This window comes from Rhodopirellula sp. J20-39 (genome assembly GCF_057365095.1).
In genome coordinates this window covers 2,150,407-2,172,099 of sequence record NZ_CP195123.1, presented here as the reverse complement: position 1 = coordinate 2,172,099, position 21,693 = coordinate 2,150,407, and the positions used below count along the sequence as shown (strand labels likewise).

General features: G+C 53.7%; 20 protein-coding genes. 4 read left to right on the top strand and 16 right to left on the bottom strand.

Going from position 1 to position 21,693, the window contains the following annotated elements:
• Positions 1-60 precede the first annotated feature (60 nt).
• A complete protein-coding gene (dnaK, locus tag ACR3ZL_RS07895; protein ID WP_473648426.1) occupies positions 61-1,992 on the bottom strand; it encodes a molecular chaperone DnaK in 1,932 nt (643 codons plus the stop codon).
• Positions 1,993-2,713: 721 nt separating this feature from the next.
• Between dnaK and ACR3ZL_RS07890 the strand changes: the two genes are divergently transcribed.
• A complete protein-coding gene (locus ACR3ZL_RS07890; RefSeq protein WP_473648427.1) occupies positions 2,714-4,027 on the top strand; it encodes a PQQ-binding-like beta-propeller repeat protein in 1,314 nt (437 codons plus the stop codon).
• Positions 4,028-4,121: 94 nt separating this feature from the next.
• Here the strand turns inward: ACR3ZL_RS07890 and ACR3ZL_RS07885 are convergent, their stop codons facing one another.
• The 11 genes from ACR3ZL_RS07885 to ACR3ZL_RS07835 all read right to left on the bottom strand — a co-directional run bounded on the left by ACR3ZL_RS07885 (position 4,122) and on the right by ACR3ZL_RS07835 (position 12,977).
• Complete coding sequence (locus ACR3ZL_RS07885; RefSeq protein ID WP_473648428.1) at positions 4,122-4,889, bottom strand: class I SAM-dependent methyltransferase; 768 nt, start codon at positions 4,887-4,889, stop codon at positions 4,122-4,124.
• Between the two features lie 445 nt (positions 4,890-5,334).
• Positions 5,335-5,688, bottom strand: coding sequence for a hypothetical protein (locus ACR3ZL_RS07880; protein ID WP_473648429.1), 354 nt, complete (start codon positions 5,686-5,688; stop codon positions 5,335-5,337).
• A 146-nt stretch (positions 5,689-5,834) separates the two neighbouring features.
• Positions 5,835-6,332, bottom strand: a complete 498-nt coding sequence (locus ACR3ZL_RS07875; protein WP_486173350.1) for a hypothetical protein — start codon at positions 6,330-6,332, stop codon at positions 5,835-5,837.
• A gap of 155 nt (positions 6,333-6,487) precedes the next feature.
• The gene (locus ACR3ZL_RS07870; RefSeq protein WP_473648431.1) at positions 6,488-6,730 is read right to left on the bottom strand and encodes a hypothetical protein; all 243 of its coding nucleotides are present in this window, start codon (positions 6,728-6,730) and stop codon (positions 6,488-6,490) included.
• A 130-nt stretch (positions 6,731-6,860) separates the two neighbouring features.
• Positions 6,861-7,271 carry a hypothetical protein gene (locus ACR3ZL_RS07865; protein ID WP_473648432.1) on the bottom strand — a complete coding sequence of 137 codons (411 nt, stop codon included), beginning with the start codon at positions 7,269-7,271 and terminating at the stop codon, positions 6,861-6,863.
• A 1,155-nt stretch (positions 7,272-8,426) separates the two neighbouring features.
• Entirely contained in the window at positions 8,427-8,804 is a 378-nt protein-coding gene (locus tag ACR3ZL_RS07860; protein ID WP_486173349.1) for a hypothetical protein, read from the bottom strand.
• Between the two features lie 434 nt (positions 8,805-9,238).
• Positions 9,239-9,628 carry a hypothetical protein gene (locus tag ACR3ZL_RS07855; RefSeq protein WP_473648434.1) on the bottom strand — a complete coding sequence of 130 codons (390 nt, stop codon included), beginning with the start codon at positions 9,626-9,628 and terminating at the stop codon, positions 9,239-9,241.
• A 1,017-nt stretch (positions 9,629-10,645) separates the two neighbouring features.
• Entirely contained in the window at positions 10,646-11,104 is a 459-nt protein-coding gene (locus ACR3ZL_RS07850; protein ID WP_473648435.1) for an ankyrin repeat domain-containing protein, read from the bottom strand.
• A 127-nt stretch (positions 11,105-11,231) separates the two neighbouring features.
• A complete protein-coding gene (locus tag ACR3ZL_RS07845) occupies positions 11,232-11,864 on the bottom strand; it encodes a rhodanese-like domain-containing protein (RefSeq protein ID WP_473648436.1) in 633 nt (210 codons plus the stop codon).
• 482 nt (positions 11,865-12,346) lie between these two features.
• The gene (locus tag ACR3ZL_RS07840) at positions 12,347-12,475 is read right to left on the bottom strand and encodes a hypothetical protein (RefSeq protein WP_473648437.1); all 129 of its coding nucleotides are present in this window, start codon (positions 12,473-12,475) and stop codon (positions 12,347-12,349) included.
• A gap of 136 nt (positions 12,476-12,611) precedes the next feature.
• Positions 12,612-12,977, bottom strand: coding sequence for a hypothetical protein (locus tag ACR3ZL_RS07835; protein ID WP_486173348.1), 366 nt, complete (start codon positions 12,975-12,977; stop codon positions 12,612-12,614).
• A 190-nt stretch (positions 12,978-13,167) separates the two neighbouring features.
• Here ACR3ZL_RS07835 and ACR3ZL_RS07830 point away from each other — a divergent pair, with 190 nt between their 5' ends.
• Positions 13,168-14,430 (top strand): IS110 family RNA-guided transposase, encoded by a 1,263-nt coding sequence (locus ACR3ZL_RS07830; protein ID WP_486173347.1) that lies wholly within the window; start codon positions 13,168-13,170, stop codon positions 14,428-14,430.
• Positions 14,431-15,157: 727 nt separating this feature from the next.
• Here the strand turns inward: ACR3ZL_RS07830 and ACR3ZL_RS07825 are convergent.
• Positions 15,158-15,535, bottom strand: coding sequence for a hypothetical protein (locus tag ACR3ZL_RS07825; RefSeq protein WP_473648440.1), 378 nt, complete (start codon positions 15,533-15,535; stop codon positions 15,158-15,160).
• 288 nt (positions 15,536-15,823) lie between these two features.
• Here ACR3ZL_RS07825 and ACR3ZL_RS07820 point away from each other — a divergent pair, with 288 nt between their 5' ends.
• Positions 15,824-17,023 (top strand): IS110 family RNA-guided transposase, encoded by a 1,200-nt coding sequence (locus ACR3ZL_RS07820; protein WP_473648441.1) that lies wholly within the window; start codon positions 15,824-15,826, stop codon positions 17,021-17,023.
• Positions 17,024-18,022: 999 nt separating this feature from the next.
• Here ACR3ZL_RS07820 and ACR3ZL_RS07815 read toward each other — a convergent pair.
• Together ACR3ZL_RS07815 and ACR3ZL_RS07810 are read right to left on the bottom strand one after the other, a co-directional pair.
• Complete coding sequence (locus ACR3ZL_RS07815; protein ID WP_473648442.1) at positions 18,023-18,433, bottom strand: hypothetical protein; 411 nt, start codon at positions 18,431-18,433, stop codon at positions 18,023-18,025.
• 134 nt (positions 18,434-18,567) lie between these two features.
• Complete coding sequence (locus ACR3ZL_RS07810) at positions 18,568-19,065, bottom strand: hypothetical protein (RefSeq protein WP_473648443.1); 498 nt, start codon at positions 19,063-19,065, stop codon at positions 18,568-18,570.
• 415 nt (positions 19,066-19,480) lie between these two features.
• Between ACR3ZL_RS07810 and ACR3ZL_RS07805 the strand changes: the two genes are divergently transcribed.
• The gene (locus tag ACR3ZL_RS07805) at positions 19,481-20,950 is read left to right on the top strand and encodes an IS110 family RNA-guided transposase (RefSeq protein ID WP_486173346.1); all 1,470 of its coding nucleotides are present in this window, start codon (positions 19,481-19,483) and stop codon (positions 20,948-20,950) included.
• Between the two features lie 139 nt (positions 20,951-21,089).
• On the opposite strand, the gene ACR3ZL_RS07800 is transcribed toward ACR3ZL_RS07805, so the two are convergent.
• The gene (locus tag ACR3ZL_RS07800) at positions 21,090-21,569 is read right to left on the bottom strand and encodes a hypothetical protein (protein ID WP_473648445.1); all 480 of its coding nucleotides are present in this window, start codon (positions 21,567-21,569) and stop codon (positions 21,090-21,092) included.
• Positions 21,570-21,693 lie beyond the last annotated feature (124 nt).

The following is a 21,693-nucleotide window of genomic DNA, read 5'->3' as shown; positions in this document are numbered from 1 at the left end:
GTACCCAAAGGCACTGCAAGACTCGCCGAGATTTGTCTTAGCTATTTGCTAACAGCTAAATCATTCCTTCACTTCGAACTCAGCATCGATGGCGTCATCGTCATCGCTACCAGCGGAGGCTCCAGCGGCTTGCCCTTCGGCGTCGGCGCCACCAGCGGCTTCCGTCTTTTCGTACAAGACCTTGCTAAAGGCTTGCGAAGCAGCGTCGAGTTCGTCGGAAGCCGCCTTCAGTGCGACAAGGTCGTCACCTTCGGATGCCGTCTTGACCTTGTCGATCGCAGCATTCATCGGTGCCTTGTCGTCATCGGTCAACTTGTCGGCGTTCTCGGTCATCAGCTTCTCAAGTTGATAGACCTGTTGGTTCGCCTTGTTGCGAGCTTCGACCAATTCGAACTGCTTCTTGTCTTCCTCAGCATTCGCCTCGGCGTCCTTCCGCATTTGTTCGATATCGTCATCCGACAACGCACCGCTGTCTTTGATCTCGACATGCGCTTCCTTGCCCGTCTTCAGTTCTTTCGCTGACACGCTCAGGATACCGTTTTGGTCGATGTCAAACTTGACCTCGATCTGTGGCACACCACGTGGCGATGCAGGAATGTCTTCAAGATTGAACTCGGCCAGCAAACGGTTTGCGTTTGCCATCTTGCGTTCACCTTGGAAAACACGCACAGTCACAGCCGTTTGGTTATCAGCGGCGGTCGAGAAGACGTTCTTCTTTTCAGCCGGTACGGTTGTGTTTCGCTCAACCAACGGGGTCATCACACCGCCTTCGGTTTCGATACCAAGGGTCAGTGGAGTCACGTCGAGCAACAACACGTCCGTTCGGTCACCCGCCAAAACACTTCCCTGAATCGCCGCACCGATGGCAACGACTTCGTCAGGGTTCACGCCTTGGTGAGGCTCTTTACCGAAAATCTCTTTAACCGTCTGGCGAACCTTAGGAACTCGAGTCGAACCACCAACCAAAACGATTTCATCAATGTCGCTTGGTGACATGCCCGCATCCTTCAATGCTTGCAGCACTGGACCACGGCAACGTTCCACCAACGCGTCGATCAACTCTTCGAATTTCGAACGAGTGATCTTCATCGTCAAGTGTTTTGGTCCCGACGCGTCCATCGTGATGAACGGCAGGTTGATGTCGGTTTCAGGAAGTGTACTGAGCTCTTTCTTGGCCTTTTCACAAGCCTCTTGAAGTCGCTGCAACGCCATCGCATCGTTGCGAAGGTCGATGCCGTTGTCCTTCTTGAACTCGTCAGCAACGTAGTGGATCAATGCTTCGTCGAAGTCATCACCACCCAGGTGCGTGTCACCCGAAGTCGAGATCACTTGGAAGACGCGGCTTTCTTGATCATCGTCACCACTGTCGGCAACTTCAAGAATCGACACGTCGAACGTACCACCACCAAGGTCGAACACGATGATGCTTTCATCCTTGGTCTTATCCAAACCGTAGGCGAGAGCAGCAGCGGTGGGCTCGTTGATGATCCGAGCGACTTCCAAGCCAGCGATTTGGCCAGCATCCTTCGTCGCTTGACGCTGAGCGTCGTTGAAGTACGCCGGCACCGTGATCACAGCCTTGTTGACCTTGTGACCCAAGTACGACTCAGCGGATTCCTTCAGCTTACGAAGCACCTTCGCCGAAATTTCTTGAGGCGTGTACTCCGAATCGCCAACTTGAATCTTGACGTAATCGCCAGGTCCACCGGTGACGCCGTACGGCACCATCTTTTCTTCGGACTCAACTTCGTTGTGCCGCCGGCCCATGAAACGCTTCGCCGAGTACACGGTGCGTTTGGGGTTGGTAACGGCTTGTCGTCGAGCAGGTTCGCCGACGATCGTTTCTTCTTTGTCGGTGAACGCGACGACGCTAGGCGTCAGTCGGTTGCCTTCTGCATTAGGAATAACCTTGGGCTCGCTACCTTCCATGATCGCAACCACGCTGTTGGTAGTCCCGAGGTCGATACCGATAATTTTTTCGCCTTGCGCCATGGAAGTGTCTCCGTAAAAGGTGCGATGAGTGTCCTTGCGTAATCGACAGGCTGCCGACTCGAGTGGCCGGCGAGATTACGTTTCGTCAGGGTTTTGTTGTTGACGGGAGTGAAAGGCAAGAACCGTGCCAGACGTCTACACATGGGACCTCGACAGAAGTGGCAGACCACGAAAACGCCCAGTATTACGCCGCAAAACGAAAGATTTCTCGTTCAAAAAAATCTCTTGGTCAAATTTGGCAGAGTGGTCATAGACGACCCACAAGCCATAACGGCGGTGTGTCAAATCGGCAGTGCGGTGCATTCACCAGCTCTCTCTCGACTGACGATAGGCAGACGAACATGCCCCGGCGATTCGGACCGGAACCCCGGACATCAGACCGTTCCCCTTACGAACTCCCTACAATGCTCTCGTTTTCCGAGTGCGATCGCAGTCGGTTCCCTATGGATGTCGCCGATCCTCTCCAATCGTGTTGCGATCGCCCTATTTCGCTCCTACGAGACGATAAAATCACACCGTACCGTCGATACGCAAAACACTAAGCGAGTAACGAAATCGGAAAGCAAATGTCGAGCGTTTCTTGGACTTCAATACGCCACCTTCGCTTTTATTCCACAGGTGTCGCATCGTTTCCCAAACGGCTAATGTTTGCAGATCCGCCGGGATGCTAAAAACAAGATCTCCCACCTACCATTCCCCCACCTTTCGAGCAGTAACGCTGATGTTCCTGATGTCAAAAAAGATCGCTGCACACACGCTAGCAACCCTCTCGCTGGCGTTCCTACTGGGTGCCAGCGCGACGCCCGTCCAGGCCGACCCGACCGATTGGCCGCAATGGCGAGGCCCGCAACGCGATGGTCATGCGGCCTCACAAGAGCTTGCTCAAAAATGGTCTGAAGGAGGCCCCGCTCTGAAATGGCAAAGCGGCAAACTTGGGCGTGGATACAGCAGTTTCTCGATCGTCGATGGCCAACTTTTTTCAATGGGCGCCGACGATCAAAACAGCTTCGCGATCTGCCTGGATTCCAATTCTGGCAAAGTGATCTGGAAAACGACGGTTTCTCGCACCGGCGTCGGTGGCGACTACAACACCGGTTGGGGCGGCGGGCCTCGCAGCACTCCAACCGTAGACGGTGACCAGGTCTTTGTCCTGACCGACGTTGGGACCGTTGCGGCACTGAAGAAAGACTCGGGGGATTTGATCTGGTCGGCCGATCTGGTCAAAGACTTTGGTGGTCAGATTCCCAAGTGGGGATTCAGTGAATCCGTGCTGGTCGATGGAGACCGTGTTTTGGTCACGCCCGGTGGCGAACAATTCATCGTCGGACTGGACCGCCAAACCGGCGAACAAGTCTGGAAATCCAAAGATTACGATTCCCGAGCACACTATGTTTCGATCCTGAAAGGCAGCGTGGCCGACACTGAGTTCTACGTCACCGCGTCAGGCGACGGTGTGGTTGGCTTTGCTCGTGACAACGGCGAAAAGCTGTTCGAAAACACTTCCACCGGAAACCCAACCGCGGTAATCCCGACTCCAATCCTGACCGACAACTTGGTTTACCACACCAGTGCCTACGGAGCCGGCAACGCCCTTTTGAAACTGACCGGCGAAGGCGACGCCATCGATTGCGAACAAGTCTATCACCTCGACGGCAAGTCCATGTCCAATCATCACGGCGGAGTCGTATTGGTGGACAAAGTGATCTATGGCTTCACCAAGGCCAACGGTGGCACCTGGATGGCACAAGACCTGGAAACGGGTGACACTCTTTGGGAAGAAAAGATCCGCGGCAACAAAAGTGGTTCAATTGCTTACGCGGACGGTCGCCTATACTGCTACAACGACGGCGATGGCACCCTGATGCTGCTAACGCCTGATCGTGAAAAGTTCAACATGGTCGGCAAGCTCACGCTTCCTCAACAAACCACGATCCCGCGTGACCGAGGTGCGATCTGGGCACACCCCGTGATTGCAAACCAGACCCTCTTCATTCGTGACCAAGACCTGGTGTTCGCCTTCGACATCAAGCGATAATCAAATATCGCCCTCCATCATCGGACAGGCGTGGTTAAGCGAAGGTGTCAACAGCTCTCTCGCGACACCCCGCCTTTTCCGGTGCATTCGGTGGTCAACCCTCCTTGGTGGCCGCTCCAACGACAATCGGGATCGAATAGCGCAGCGAGTCGCCATCAAAATAGGCCTCGACCCCATAGCGATCCACGCCGACGTCCTCGCGAATCATTTGGCGAATTTGCTCCGCACCACCCTCAACGGGAAACGAAGCCGCGATTTGATCCTCCAACGCAAGATCAACTTTGTACTCCGCAAATTTCACGGATGACAAAGCCGAATGAGCGAATAGCCGTGAAAACTCGTCACGACTGAGGGCATGCACGTGGGACGGGTCGCGCAGCAATTCGAGCTGGTCATAGCTGGCCGTCTTGGATCCAGGAAGTGAGACGTCTGCGACGACGACACGTCCACCCGGCTTACAGACACGAATCAGCTCCTCCATCACGGCGGTGGGTTCGCGGAAGTGATGGAACGAGTAGCGAGTTAATACGAGCGAAAATTCACCGTCGCTAAATGGCAAGGGTAAAGCACTACCTTCTATCCACCTCGCGTTCTCAATACTACGCTCCGCCTGAAGTCGCCGGGCTTGTCGGATCATTTCAGGGGTAAGGTCAAGACCTGTGACTTGTCGCACCATTGGCGCAAAGTGGCAGGCCACCAAACCGGGACCACAAGCGACATCAAGCATCTCCGTATTGTCATCAGGAGACGCCAAGTCGACAAGAATTTCCATCGACGACGAATGACCAGGCAGCTCTGCAAACGGAACGGCTTGTCGGGTGAATTGCTCAATCGTTAATGTTTGGTGCTGTTTCGTATCCATTGGTTTCCAAGCCTAATATGCCAAAGCAGTCAAGTTTGCCGAACAATGTAGAGCCCAACTTGCGAGGGCTGGTTCACGCAACTTTGCTATTCCCCAAGTTTCGGCTGACCAATCAGAGCCACAAAGGTGTTGGTCAGCACGTAAAAGATAGCCTTCGCTAGGGTCGAATGCATTCTTCGCGGTTTGCAGGGAGCACATGCCGCTTCCGAACAAAACCGTTGCAACCGCATACGCGGCAAGAACATTCTCTCGGCTGGGCAGCAACTCTTTCTTGTCGCTGCCAAGCCAATTGGGCTTTGCTGCCTAAAAGTTCATAAGTCAAAGCAACCCAGTGCGGTAATGGTAAGCAAATGAAAGATGTCATCGATGCCGAAACGGTTGCTGCACCATTGGAAGACCGCTGCAAACCTGACTTGAGTGCCAGCCCTTCTCTAAACCGAGACGGTCAAAAAATGAAAATCCCGACCGCTAGCGACACAAAGAAAAACGCCAAAGCCAGGGAAGCGACCGTTCCCAGGACCGCGTAGATTGGTCTCCGTTGACGCCAATACTTTGAGCAGTGAAAGAAGGTCAGCGACGCGAGTGCATCCATTGCCAGCATCGAAGCGACTATCCCCGAAAACGGGCCGCCGTCCCGATGAAGCACGGAAAGATGAGACGCGAATGTTGTCGAAGACCAGACAAGAATCAGAATTGCAATCGCTATCCAAACCTTGCTCATGACACGCCACCCCCAGTGCAACACAGCTCCCTCGGACTCGGCTTCGAAGCTCGGTGCGGAATAAGGGTTTACAGACATTCGATTTGCAGCAACGTCCTTATCCAGGGTATGGAGCACAAAGATGCTTCAGTCCAACAAAGACATGAACCACCGGAGTGCCTCCCTTTCTTGAATCTATCGAGCATGATGCCACATTCGACGAAAGTGCACTGAAAGGCTATCCGCTAAATCGAAGCCAGACCGGCCGGGCGTTTCGCATCCGCGGCTGAATCCAACGAACCAAACGCGTCAGCAATAGGTGTGAGGTAGGACATTGCCAGAACAGCCCCCGCCGTAAGCAAGGCAAAGTTGGCAAACAACCCAGCGATCCCCGATGTCATCGAAAGGTTAAAAACCCCAAACGCAATCGCTTGCGCCAACCAAGCGAGCATCAATGTCGTGAACAATCGTCGCGCCCACAGCTTGGTCTTTAGAAGGCCGATCGACGCGGCGACGAAGGCAGGCAAACCAACGAAAAACGAAACCCTGGTTGCGAACAAGTAGGACGAAACCAGAAGCCCAGGATCGGCAACAGGGACACCGATCGGCGACGGTCCGAACCGCCTAAACATGATGCCCATGAACACCGCAGAGACAAACATAGATACAACACAGAAAACGTTCGCAAGTACGCAATAGCGATATCTTGCTCGCATCGAGCCGGACAAGTAACTGGAAGCCATCGAAATCCTCGCGATAGGACAGTGGATGCAAAAACAGTTAGAGACAAACGAAATATTCAGACCGGGCAACGCTACCCGAACCGGACGTAGAAGCGGCAGTAATCAAAACTCGTGAGTTTGAAATTGTATCAGCTCTCCTACATTGCTCGCCGATGTCAGCGTTTGGGATTCACACGATCGTTACGTTCAAATTCGTCGGCCATCAATCCCGTATCAATTGCGCGATCAATATCCGCACCCGGATCAATGTTCAGGCCACGAACGCCGTTATCCAATTTTACTGCAAGCGACGATCCGCTGGCCACTGTTGGCAAGCTGGGCTCTGTACCATTCCGAAAGCATCCACAAAGGACCGCGATTAACAGGAACACCGCCACAGATAAAAGACGTCGGGACATTTCAATCGCCAGTGAGTAAGCTTCCAGCTAGATGACATTCGCCCTCAGCGGACCGCTTCTACCACCTCGACCAACCCAGCCACCACCCAAACGCACAACACGCGACTCCGCAGCATAGCACTGCATCGTCTCACCAATAGCTTCCGCGTTGGTAAGCGATTTGTTCCGATGGACTGTACCAAATCGAGAAGCCAGCTCCGTTTCCAGCTGTTGGTCCATAGACCTCTGTAGCGTCTATAAGGTACGGCCACCCCAAGTCACCGTAGTAAAGATCATGAGCCTTCTTGTCCACTAGCTCCCTTGCAAACATCTCACCGCGTTTGACAACTGACCGGTCACCGTACTTACTCCAAACTTCATCCATGTAGGCGTCAAGCTGTTCTTGCGAGATTGTGAACCTCGCCCTAAAGCCTTGAGCATACTTGTTAACGGAAATATCTAGCGCCACAGGCGGCAAGTATCGCTCAACGCGAAAGTCATCAACATCGTCAAACGTTTCGTAATCGAAGACGCCAAAGCGTTTGGCATCCAATATGTTCATAACACCAGTGCATGAGGGCACAAAGGCGAAAAAAGAAAGCACAGTCACGCCGAAAAACGTTGGGACACGTCGCCATTTCGCAAGCGGTGCCATCAAGGTTGCTATCACGATCACCGCAAGCAAAACGCATGCTGTAATCTGAAAGGGCAAGACAATAGGCCAAAGCATCTAACCGCGAAAGCATTTGGAGCCAAAGGGTCGGGCAGTGAGAAGTTTGTCCCGCCAAAACGGGCGACGCCCTTCTCCCATGAAATCCACGGTACGGTGCATTGTTTGGTCCCCTGAACACATGCCGTTCATGAATACTGAACGAGTGAATTTCATGACCTGCTGAAAAGGCATTTTACGCGCCACCGAAAGGTGAGGTAGGAGACGGGAAGCCCAGCAACAAAACCCGCAATGCCACTAGCGATCTGAATCGTTTTGATTGGAAAGCCAGAGGCACCTAACACGCCCCCAATAATCATTCCTGCGAGCATCCCAGCTAACGCACCGCCGAATGTCGCAACGAAGATAAAAACAAGCCAGCTCTTTACGATAGCAGCTTCAGATATAGCCCCTGGCATCTCTCCAGACTGGTTTGGTTCCCTTACGTCCCGAGTCTCTGGACTAGCGTATGGTGAGTTTTCAGTGGGCAAACGACTGTACCTCGGTAGCCAAATATTGGGTTTAGTGATTCGCAGAATGACCATTAGACATCAACCGCACACTCCAGAGTAGTCTCAGTCAGAAAATACGCCAAAATCAAATTGGCTTTGCGAAGAAACACCAGTTCAATAAGCTGCACTCGGCGATTCGTGTCGAGACAACGGCTAGGAAACGCTGGTCTCCCAAGACACCAGTGGTGCATCGGGCACGACAATTTCAGACTGCCCCGGTCAGGCGAGTCAGTAGCGGCAACAACGATCTTCGCTCTGCAATCGGGCAAGCGACAGTTCAACATTCGCATGCGGGAAGGCGAAGCCTAAGCGAGCATTTCGGACACTCGATGGTTCGCGGCGACGTGCTAGTCGTTCTCCAGCGTTGGCGACGTTTTCCGGATAGCCAAGCATCAATCGGATAGCACCAGCAACAACCGGGAAAGAGCCACGAGAGCTCAGCCGGTACGATGCCGAAGGCAACCGCCAAATCCCAAAAGACACATTCTTCCCGCCGTCAAAACCGCTTGCCACCGCTATCCGCAGAAGGATATCGCTCAACACGAATGCCAGGAACGGACTCTTGGAACGCAACGATACCCTCGTCTGTAACCGGAGAGTCATACAAGTAAAGGCATGTTACTGTCCAACCGAGTTCAAGATAACACGGTTTTGCACCGGTTAGCCCAGGCACGAAATCAAGCAGATGCTTGTCCGTCAAATTGTTCTTGGCAAAATGAAATGCGACGTGGATTTCTCGCCCGTGTTCGCTGTAGTCGTAGTCGCTACTTAAAGAGAAGAGCCTGTCTTGAGATAAATCCCTGGCACGTACGTAAGAGAGCCGTTCGCTTGAAGCTCGAATTACCCAGAAGCCCATCGCGCAAGCGATGGCCATCAGAAGCAGTGCTCGAATCGAGAACCGAAAAGAGTTTTTGGAGGTGGTGTTCATGGGCTGACGTGCTGCAAGATCGCACCTGGAGAACACTCCAGACAACGGACTGGCAGTGATTGATCTCGACCAACTAGTTCGATTCCAGGTCTCTTCATTGTGCCGGTGAGTTACGCGTGCGGGTTTCGGTCGAGCGTAGGGAATGCAAACGTTGCTAAACACGCGGCGACGCCGGCTCGAGCTTTGGATCGAAGCGGAAATCCGGCCAACGTATCAGGCACTAACCACACCAACCCAACTTCGGCCCCATCCATGGTTTGCCGCTTCGATAGCGAGGAACTTCTACCAAGGGGACCTCAACCAACTCGGGCGATGCTTGGCAAAATACCACCGAACGTACTCGCCGCCAGCGCCTCGATCAATCCCGACTCAGGTATCGGCTAGCCAACTGCTGCGGACTGCTTCTGAGCAATATCAGCAATGCAGTTCGTCACATACGGAGCATGTTCAGGCCAGCGGTCGGCAACGGAACGATAAAGCGTCAATGCAGCATCCCAGTCGCCAAGGGAATCAAGACGCGACGCAGCCGCCATCGCTTCATCAGCATCGTCGTAATCATCTGGTGATCGTTCCACAAGAGTCTGCACCGGACGGATGCCGAGCCAGACGAGTGCAGCAAGTGGACCAAACAGCCAGAAAAGCAGGACAATCAGTCCGCCGCCCTGACCACGACGCTGAGCATCACCAATCGCCCAAGCGACGCACCACAGGTAACCAACGATTGCGGACAAGAATAGAACGGAAACGATAACGACAGAGATGATTTCCATTTGCAATCAGGACCAAAACGAGTACCGAAAAACTGGCTAATGAAAGACCGACATTAACAGGCCGAGAGAGCAAAGCAATCTAACTAAAAGCCCCCTTAAACTTGCATCCAGTGCATGCAATAGCTCCCCGCCGTCTTGACTCAGCATTGAAGAGGCATCAAGACGTGATCAATTGCGTCTACGTTCTGGACACTCTTCGCAATCTAAGCGTTCGTTGCAGTATGCCAGTTTATCAATAGCCGCAAACCTAGCAACGAAGTGACATAGCGGGACGCGACAAATCAAGGTCGGCGGGCTGCCACTGCGAGCATATCAAAACGATTTGTTACGGGGCGGGCAGGCGAAGAGCACAGCAAATTACGTTCAACAAATTGCAATGATGCGTGCAAGGCTCGAGTCAGCACATCGCAGCTCGTCAAAAAAAAACGTCCGCTCGTACTCAGGGCAACAAATTCCGTCAATCTTCCAGTAGCAAGCTTCCTTCCTCCGTCTAAACGATCTGCCCAGTCGCCAAGCCGATTGGTACCGCCGAACTGCATTCGGTTGTAAGCGAACAATAAACTCGGTCACTTCAAGAACAACCGCGCCGCCCAGATGGCCCAAATGAGCAACATTGGAATCTGAACGCCAAACAACAGCCATCGCCATCGTCGATCGAATCGAGTTGCTACCGCCGTGCTAAGTGCCGATAGGCCAAATCCAGCCCCCGCTACCACGCAAAGAAAAACCGATGCGGCCACACCATGCATGTCCCCTGCAAATTCATTCTTCCTTGCCAAGAAGACCAGAGAGAAGAATAGAGCTGCGACGAGCAAACTAACGGAAATGAATGGCAGCACATGCACCCAGGCGGGCGGCCTATGCGATCTGCTGCGATACCTTGACATTGCTGGCGTACAACTCGCTTGAGTCAGTAAGTAAACCCAAATCCAACGAACCTCACCGATCACAGGACGGCGAAGAGGATTTTTTCAATTACAAAAAACCCGACTTCGCCGCTTCCGTGCAGCAAAATGGTTACTCGCCGTCTTCGATCGCAAGCAATTCCATGCAAGCGGTGTCGTTTCGTTCTGCAGCATGATCGAATGCCGTCTTTCCCTCATCGTCCACGATCGTTTTGTCCGCGTCATATTTTAGTAGCAACTTGACCCGTGCCAACGTCTCAGCTTTGCGAAAAAGGCTGAGAAACATCCACATGAGTGCCGTGTGGCCATGAGCATCAGTCACGTCGGGGTCAGCACCGAGTTCAAGCAAGCGTTTTGCCGAAGCTTTTTTGCCAGCCATCATCAGCGGTGTCACGCGGCGATCACCGATACGGCTATCAACTGGCACTCCATCCTTGACAAGCCGGTCAATATGATGCACTTGCGTCCAACGCGAAGCTTCCCCAAGCGCGGCTTCTCGGCCGTGAGAGACCTCGAACTTTGGTATCAGCGAATCCATCACGCTGTCGTTGTGCTCTCGCATTGAATTCATAACGTCACACTCAGTCGAATAAAGCTACGCTTCAGCGGAGACGGGAAGATCAATGTCCCATTCGCCAAAAACTCGCAAGCCATTCTCCAGCGCATTCGAGGGTTATCCGCTACCGGGCTTAGTTGATCTATTGACCGCCGCGATCAACGGATGAGCCCACCAGCGTGATACGAGAGTCGGTTACGTCCAAACGATCAGCCAGTTCGTAGACATTTTCGTATCCATAGCCGTGAAGATTGATAAACGTCGGTATGTTCAAAGCAAGCGCAGGACGTTTGTCGGCAAACCCCTGGATTAGGCCAGGACGATTTCCGTCATTCGGTGCATCAGCCCTTGCCGCTTTGTTTGGAGTGTCGTCAAAGTTGTTGTTGCAGTAGATCAACACCCGGGTCGCTTTCGTCGGAATTGTTAGCCGAAGTTTCGAGTCGGTAAAGTCCGAGAAATTCAGGTGAATTGCACCGTCGATATGAATCTTATCAAATGCTTCTTTCGATCTTGTGTCAAGAATGACGGTATCAGGCTCTTTGGACATCTCAACAAACGTTTCGACCGGGACACGCCGCGTCTCGCGGAGAGCACGGAGCTTCAGTGTCAATTCGACAAAGCCAAAATATTGTATCTCGGTATTTTCTGGCGCGACGGCGTCAAGCATCTTCTGTTGCACTTGCGGCGTAGGGACGTCAGCAAGCGTCATGCATGGATAAGATGCGCCCAGCAAGTGAATCGCAAAAGCGGTGAGCAACGTGGTGTTTGTTTTCACGGTTTTTACCTACGAGCGGTGAATAAGCGATTCGATGTTTTCAGCGGATAACGTCGGACGTCACGGGATACGGAGAGTGGACTGTTCATTACGAAGAACGCTGCAAGCCGTGCTCCCGTGTATGCCATTCTTCGTCTCATGCCTTCTTTAGGGCGACACAAGAAACCCCCTGGCGATCATGTCATCTCGCGAGACTGCTTCGCCGCCGTCAATCGTAGTCATCGCGTGAATTAGATCACGCAGTATTGTGGAGTGTAAGCGATAAACGGCCCCGTCGCAAAACAATACTGCAGGTCCGTGAGAGTGCGGACTGGAAATCGAGCTTGGACCATCGTTCAACGAAAACGACGCGTGATGAGCTTCGCTGTCGTCGATGCATTGGTAGGCGTAAGGCACGCCGTGCGGTTCGCCAGGTGGCAAGTGCTGTTTGGCGAGCCTCCGTTTTGCGTATTACACAGTTCGATGCACGAAGATGGGAGTTTTTACCCAAGTATCGCCACAACCTCTGCAATCGTGTCGTCGGTTGGTGCGATTTCCAAGTAGTTCTCCGCAGCGTATTCGCAGTCCTTCCAGAAATCCGTTGCATCGAAGTCGCCGAAAAGTGTTGTCACGTTCATTCTTCAGTCGGGCAACGTCCGGCGTCACCGGGAGAAGAGAATAAAGTTTTCCATTTCAAACAAGGCCGCAAGCCCCGCACCGTGTGCACGCCATAGTTATCCGATGGTGTGAATTCGCACACGATTCCGTTCAATTGGATTGGCTTTCGTCTCGTTCGTATGCCCGCAATCGCGATTCAAGTACTTCAATACGTCTTTTAAGTTTTTGGTTTTCGCGGGAGACCTCATTGAAAGCGTTAACGATCTCTTTGATCTGTAGTTGAGGGTCACGTTTCGCCAGTGTTGCGCACAATCTATAAACGTCCCGGGAACTGCCTTCGAGCAAAATGCGAACGTCGGCAGGGATCACGCATGGGGAAGACTCCCCAAGTGCATCAGACATCTGGTCACGCTGTATCTGCAATAGGCGATTCCCCATTTGCGGAGGTGTCGCGTTTGCAGAGCAGCAACAGGCAAGCACGACAAAGAAACCGATAAGCGGAATGTGGTTGTGCATGTTCGAAGCCTTGGGTAATCAGCGTAGAATGAGGGCAATAGTCGGTTCAGTCGGATAAAGAATCCATGAAGTCCGTGGTTTGAGGCGAGTCGGCTGGATACACCTGCTGACCAGGCCGTGATCTCGATCTTTCGATCGGTCACAATCAACACTTCTAACACGTTGACACCTCAAACCACGGAACCATTCCATGATGATCTGTTCGCTCGACCTCGGCAAGTTCAAGTCGGTCGCCTGTTTCTTTGACACCGGAAATCAGCGGTATCGATTCGAAACCATCCTCACCAAGGTTTCTCACGTCAATCACCTGTTCGAGTCCAACGACATCGACCTCGTCGTCATGGAAGCCTGCGGTCCGTCGGGCTGGATTAGCGATGTCTGCCACCAGCAAAAACTCAAGACAATAGTCTGCAGCACCAACGACGAAGCATGGTCGTGGAACAACATCAAGCGAAAGACCGATCGCGACGACGCACTAAGACTGGCCAAGATGGCCATGATGAAGGATCTCACGTCCGTGCACGTCCCCAGTCCCGAGATCCGGGAACAGCGAGCGATCATCAAGTACCGGAAGAATCTCGACTACCGCATCACTCGAATCAAGAATGGCATTCGGGCCTCCTTCGCCAACCGCGGCATCGAGATCGACACCGGAGCACGTGCCTGGAACACAGGTCGAGCCCATATCTACTCCCACCGCAAACCAATCCATGAGTGTGGCACCGACGATCTCTGGAAAGGACAACTCGACAGCGAACTGAAACAACTTGATGAGCTCACCACTGAAATGGAAGCGATCGAACAACGTCTGGAACTGTTCGCTGCCGACAACGCCCACATCCAACGCGTGATGACCATCCCCGGCGTGGGACGCAAGACCGCCGAGATGCTCGTCGCGGCAATCGATGACCCACATCGCTTCAAGAGCGCTCGACACATCTCCAGCTACCTTGGCATGACGCCACGGCAGTACCAATCCGGCGAGATGGATCGCTCTGGACGAATCAGCAAACGAGGCCCACGGATGCTGCGAAGCATGTTACTGGAATGCGCTTGGGCAAGCTTGCGTTACAACGAATGGAGCAAACTGACGTTCAAACGTATCCACGGAGGCTCGACCACACGCCGCAAGAAAGCGGGCATCGCACTGGCTCGCAAAATCGCCGTCGTTGCCTGGGCAATGATGCGAGATGAAACGACCTGGAATGCATCGAAACTGATTACTGACGTGGAGCAAGAGACAGTCCCTGACCCGAACGAAGAAGACGCCACGGCAACAGCCAAGACAGGCAGCAAGGAAGAGGCACCTCGCAACGGAGCAACCGCCCGTCCACTTAAGCGAGCCAAGCCGAAACCGCCCGGGCCGGTTCACAGCGAAGAGCCCAAGCTCGCCGCGAGCCAACCGAAGAAATCGCCGCGGCGTGCCAGTCGACGCTCACCCATGAAGACCTAGCCACACAACGGTCTCCGTTCCGAGACCACGCTTCCCTCGAGGGACCACGAATGCCTGGCCGAGGCAATCTGGCCGCCGGATCGACCTCGAGATAACGAATGTGACAATCGAGGGAAGCCTTTTCAATCCACCTTTCGCCGCCCAACCCCGCGTCGCTTCCGGAATCGCGACTGACCGACCAAGACGTCCAAGAGAAGAAAGCTTGAGCCCGATCAGGACTTTGCCTTCGCCAAGATCACTACGCCGCGTGACCCCAGGATGCTGTTCATTCTGGCCAGGTCGTGACAAAGACTGTGACTGGCGATGACCCGAACGTGCATCGCATGTTCGGATCATACAGCAGTAGCCAATAAATCAAGCCGACTCGTTAGTACTGCAAGGAATGATGAGACGACGCTGTCACTGACAGACTTGGCTGACCAAGTCCAAGCGTCGACACCTCGAATAGTCGTATAGTACCGAATCGGATCTCGCCGAAACTCGCAAGCGTCAACGTTCAAAGTCAGCCGAATCCACCCCCAAGCCATAAGACGAAAAGTGAAGAATCACCGATGTAGAAAAGTCACCAAAAGCGGCCAGACGCCTCTGGTCAAACCACGGACTTCATAGTCGGCCAGACGCCTCTGGTCAAACCACGGACTTCATAGTCGCTCGGGATCACCGGGTCGGGAGAGTTAAGCATCCATTTGTGAAACCTTGCAAGCCCGACTCCGTGTGCATGCCATGGTTATCCGTCGGCATTTGCAAGTGTCGCCGGGTCAATGCCGTTGATCTTACAGTGAATTGAAACGAATTGGGCGAGTTCTTTCCGAATACCGTCCGGAGCATCCACAAAGTCATCGTCGGTCAAGATGCCATCAATGTAGGCATTGCAGACGGAGTGCCAAGGCTTGTTCGTTGAGAACTCGTTATGGAGTTGGCGAGATGGACCGGCGTGGTATTTGTGGATGGCATCGTCGACATCAAACGCAGTCGCCGTGCCAGCGTCCATTTGCCCGAGCGCCGAGGCGATACGCACAAGTGATTTTCGGAGCAGCCGATCCCAGGCAAGGTTAGCGACCTGCCGAACAAATCGTTTTTCGGATTTGGTGAAATCAGGGACCATGGAAAGTGAGAGATCGGAGGAAAGTGAGCAAGCGTGTCTACGTTGCGAGTTTCAGTCGGATAACACCAGCGATAACCGGGGCAGTGGGATCGTAGCGGAGGCGGGTAAAATGCCGAAGGCAACCCGCCGTAGCGGAGAGCACACTGCCTCCGGTTCATCGATGTCGATGAAAGAGTTAGTTGCCCGAAAACACGGTCCTCCGAGATACTGGGCGACGAGCGATCGTTGGCTTCGCTGGGAAGACATCGGGCTCAAAACAAACTCTGTCCCACTCGGAGAACCGCTCCAATGTTATACCTCGGTATCAATCAACACGCAAAGCAACTGACCGTCTCGCTCCGCAATCAAGCCGGCGACGTGATCCTGCGAAGACAGGTCTCCACCGAACCGCAACGCTGCCTTGAGTTCTTCTCCAAGCTCAAGGAAAAGACCGATAGCGAAGGCTACATCACGATCATCGAAGTGTGCGGCTTCAATGATTGGCTACTTGAAATGCTTCCCCAATACGGCTGCGTTGAAACCCTGCTCATCCAGCCCACCAAGAAACCGATTGTCAAAACTGATCGACGTGACGCCCATGCTCTTTCGGAATTGCTTTGGGTGAACCAACACCGTCTGCGAAACGGCGACTGCGTCCAAGGGGTTCGCCTCGTCGTCCTTCCCTCCCAAACTGATGCCGAAAGCCAGCGACTGACGCTCCTTCGAAAAGACGCCGGCAAGAGTCGAACCCGGGCAACCAACCGCATCAAGAACATTCTTCGAAGATACAACCTGCAATGGCAGCTTCCCACGAAAACCTTCCCCACCGTGCGAGCGATCGCCTGGCTGAAAGGAGTCAACTTGCCGGCTGCGGCCCGGTCCGAGATGGACTGGCACCTTGAGGAACTTGAACGATTCACCAAGCGAATGAAATCCCTTGAGGAGCAGATCATCGAACGTGGTACGGGTGACCGTCGTGTCGAGATTCTGAAGACCATCCAAGGCGTCGGCCATTTCAATGCCCTGGCCCTTGCCTGTCGCATCGGCGATGCCAACCGATTCAACAAAGGCAAAAGCCTTGCCAACTATTTCGGTCTGACACCAAAGGTCAACGACAGCGGTGAGGGCACCGGACGACGCGGCCGGATCACCAAGGCTGGAAGCACGATGGCACGTTGGGTGCTGGCTCAAGTCACCGTTCACGTACTCCGAAGCGACCCCGTGATGCGAGCTTGGTACAAACCGATCAAGAACCGACGAGGTAGCAAGATCGCCCGAGTCGCGGTGATGCGAAAAATGGCAGTGATCATCCGAACATGCTCGTGCATGAGCAAAGCTACCGTGAATGTCGCGATGCGATGCTGTCTCGTCGCAAGGCACAGCAGAACCAGCAACGGGCTGCCTGATCTTTCAGCACCCTTTCTCCTTGAGAACAATGCAAGCTCCCCACAAACGATTCAAACAAGAGACACGCCTATAAGAAGCGTTCGATGTGATGGTATTCGCTGAAGAACTGGTTCGTCCTCGTTTTTGATGACGCTTACCCTCTTCGGCGGTCCGCCCAATTCAATTCGCCCGGAACGATTGCTAGATACGGCCTCGTGATCACGTTGGTCACCTGACAGCCCGTACGATTCATTGATTAGGTGCCCTGACTTGCAGGCGGACGAAATCGAATCCGATAGATAGTGCTTCACCGATCGAGTGAAGGCATCACGGCAAGACTGTGATGTGCCCCCACGAAGGAATGTATCGAGGTGCGATCGCATACGACAAGAACGATCCGCAATTAGCCCGCACGAACTGTCCATCCAGCACAGACGAGCGACCAGCCATCGCAACTCAACGGTAACCAAATCCTGCACCTGAGAACGGTGCACAGCTACCGCTCCAGATTCACTCGGAACAAACGACCAAAAAACAGCCAATTGCGCTAAACTCTTTCAGGAACGCAATCGTTATCCGTCGGCTTGCGTTGACCCGAAATCGCGGCGTCAACTCAGCCCAGTCAGAGCCCGCGCAAGACCAATTCCGATCAGCCCCAGGGCAAACAGTATAAGCCCGACCCATACAATGCCACCACCAAAGATTACGAAGCTAAGACCAAGCAGCATACCCCCGGATACGAGCTGGAAAACACCCGACTTGCGATTCTCCGATCGCACGGACTGAAATTCATCGACAATAAATCCTTCTGCGTCGACTCGATGAAGCCCTTGGCCTTCGAGATAGTCCAGCACCTCCTCGCGACTACGGTTCTTGTCGGCCAACTCACGAGTTTTTGAGCGAAGGTAATTGTTGCGATCAACACGGGGCGTGTCGAAAGCCTTGCATCGAGGGCACGACTGATAGCCTGGGCTGAAGGCAATATTGCAGTTGGGGCAGTCAATCATTGCGTCGGGATTTGCGTTTCATTCAGTCGGATAACGCCCGGCGTCACCGGGCGGGGAGAGTAAAGTTGTCCATTTCAAATTCGGTCGCAAGCCCCGCTCCGTGTGCACGCCATGGTTATCCGTCTGATTCCTCTCTTCGCCAAGGAAGATTCAGCGGCCAAATGACAACGGCGAAAATCTGTAGCAACGCGTTCCCCAGTCGAGACCAAATCGTAACAGATGCAGGATCGAATGGCCATAAAGACCGGAACCACAGTCGGTTAGTCTTGCCTTCGCAAAATTCATCAAATTCGCCCGAGAAGCAATTCTCGTACTTCTTGCCGGTTTCCGCATGTCGGATCGTAAAACCGACGTGATTCCATAGTTCGGGTGTGCGAAGTACGCGCTCCGCACGTTCGTCAACGGCCCGCACGGTGTATTCGCACCAGAACATGTCGCCCCATGAAGGCTCCAGCAGTTCGGCCTTGATTTGATCGTCAACCAGCAGGTGAAAACAAACACGCTCGGGCGGCCATTCATCCATCATCTGTTCGCGTCGATTTCAGCCGGATAATGGCGGCGATCAACGGGACGGGACAGTTGACGTTCCATATGTGAAACCTTGCAAGCCCGTCTCCGTTGCATCGCATGGTTCCGTCTTCACTTGGGGCTGGCCAACAATCACGGCGTGGGGAGGTCGATGCCCATCGCTGACAGGATGATCCCAACCAACATGAAGAGGATGATAGCAGCCGACAATAGCAAAAAGTATTGAAAAACGATTGCAGCCAGGCCGACAGCGACCGACGATCCAGTAATCCGCACGTCTTCGTGTCGGCAAAACCCTCCAACCCCTAGGCAGATTCCACACAATCCTAAAGCGATAGTTCCCGCAGGATACCATTTTGCAACGTTGAATCCGGTATCCGCCTTTACAGGCGAGACATATTCTTGACGTTTCACCTTCGCAACGAGTCGGTCCTTGATCTTTGTGGCGAGTTCAACCGCCACCTCGTCGATTGGCTTCCGTTTAGGTTCAATCGCGTCGATGACCCAAGGCGACATGATCGCGGCGACCAACCCCAGCAAGGCAAACGCAAGTCCAACTCCGCCAACGAGCGATCGTCTTGACGGAGAACTCGTGCCCTGCGGTTCGGCTTGATCTTCGATTTCAGTCATGGTTTATTGACGGAACGACCGGCGTCACCGGGCGGGGAGAGTAAAGTTGTCCATTTCAAATTCGGTCGCAAGCCCCGCTCCGTGTGCACGCCATGGTTATCAAACTTACAACGCTGCGCTTTGGGGTGGCTGTGGAGGAACGGGGGTCTAGGATTTTCTTGCAAGTCCGTCTGGGCGACGCGAAAATGAAAGGGCACGGATCGGGTCGCGGAGGCCGTCTGCGGATTGGTGCACTGTGTCGTTAAAAACACGAGCCCGCTGGTTATCTTGGCCCTGTTCGACTCTTGACGTTGGCATTGATGGCACGTTGAGTTGCTTCGGCAGCTCAACACGACCTCGTTGGAGAACCTAAACAGCAATATGTCGAGTACGCCCGATCCGTGCTTTTCTTCCCGTTCACACAGGAGACTTCATTGTGGCACGCGAAAAACGAAAAAACAAGCAAGGTGTCAGCGGTAACAAAAAGCCGCTCCAAGTTCGCAATGCGACTGCGAAGCGGCGAACACCTCAGCGTAGCGGCATTCCCGTCGACAACGCGCCGCCTCCGATCGAATCGCTCAAGCAAGTCAACACCAACGCGGCGGGAATCGACATCGCTGCGAACGTGCACTTCGTGGCGGTGCCCAAAGACCGAGACCCAGAGAATGCGGTCCGCAGTTTCGGAGCCTTCACTGCCGACCTCGAGGCGATCGCCGATTGGCTTGACCAATGCCGCATCGAAACCATCGCCATGGAGTCCACCGGCGTCTACTGGATTCCACTCTTTGAAGTGCTCGAGCGGCGAGGTTTCAAAGTCATCTTGGTCGAACCGAGTCAAATCAAGAAGTTTTGTCGCAAGACCGATGTCCTGGACTGCCAATGGATTCAAACCTTGCATACCTTCGGACTGCTCACCGGATCGTTTCGGCCCGAAGATCAGATCATCGTCCTGCGCAGCTACATGCGACAACGCGAGATGCTCATCAAGTGTGCGGCGCAGCATATCCAGCACATGCAGAAGGCCATGGAGCAAATGAATCTCAAGCTCACTGAAGTGGTCAGTGACATTCTAGGGGCGACCGGCACGGCAATCATCGATGCGATCCTAGCAGGCGAACGCAATCCGCATCGACTTGCAAAGCTACGCAACGACAAGTGCAAGAACGATGAAGCGACGATTGCCCTGGCTCTGCAAGGCAACTGGCGCGACGAGCATCTGTTCTCGCTGCAACAAGCGATGGACCTGTACCGCTACTATCACGAAAAGGTAAAGGAAGTGGACGGGCAGATTGAAGCGTACCTGCGGCAATTCGAGGACAAGTCAGGTGGAGAACCGCTGGCCAAGCCACCTCGCGCCAAGCAGCGGAGCAAGACGACCAATGAACCGAAGTTTGACACTCGCACATTGATGTACGAGATCCTGGGGGTCGATCTGACGAGCGTTGATGGAATCGGTGCCCACTCGGCATTGCAAATCGTCTCGGAGATCGGAACGAACGTAGATGCGTTTCCAACGGACAAACATTTCGTGAGTTGGCTGAGTCTTTGCCCGGAGGCGAACAAGTCAGGCGGGAAGAAGCAGAAGAAGGGCAAGAGCCCGACGCATCGCAGCAGCAATCGTGTGGCACAGGTGTTCCGCGTATGTGCACAAACCTTGATTCAGTCGAAGTGTGCGTTAGGTGCATTCGGCCGGCGCCTGCGAGGTCGCGATGGCGCGGCCAGTGCGATCACAGCGATCGCCCGCAAGCTTGCGATCATCGTCTACGCCATGATCAAAACGGGCCGACCGTACAAGGACATCGGATCGGAGGCCTACAACAGTCGGTTTCAGGACAAGTTGATCAAGAGCTTGCGCCGTCGCGCGATTGAACTGGGCTACGACCTGCAGCCAACGCTGTCGGTCTAGAACTTAGCAGACAAAGCGAGCACCGCACTCAACTGCGATACCGTTGCGCGCCGACTCTAAAAAAGCAGTGCAAACCCCTGCACCAGAGTCACTAAGGCCAAGGCAAGATGGTCACTCCGCACCCGCAAACTCTTGATATTCACCCGCCCAAAGTGGGGTTAGTAGGTGTAGTTCCTGGAGATCCGCCGCCTTGTCCCGGTTTTGGATCAGCTGGGAATCGACGCTCGATCACGAAAACACCAGCCAGCAGCAGGGCAATCATCAGAACGAACACAACAATTTGCGTCATGGATATTGGAGCATTGATGGGATTACCAAGCACCTGAGTATCGATAGCGACCCATCCGACGGTCAACAACACGAAGAAACTCAGCCATTTGAGCAAGGCTTTGACTTTGGGGTTACCGTTGATCGAAACAGCAACCATTCCATCGATAGATGTGGTGTAACGTAGATAGGCCCAGAGAATCAAAGTGAGGCCTGGAACCTGCAGTCCCCGCCAATATCCGGCGAACACTCCAAGTAAAACGGCAGCGATACCAGAGAAGGCAGCGATGGGGAGAAGCAGGATGTCCCAGCGCCGCTTCGTGATACGTGTGGTGTTTGAGTTTGCGTTCAATTCAGTAGAGCAAAGTCGGATAACGCCCAGCATCACCGGGCAGGGGTGGCGCAGTGGAGGTGGTAAAATGGCGAAGCCAACCACCGGAACGGAGACACACCTGCTTATGGTCACCCGCATCCAT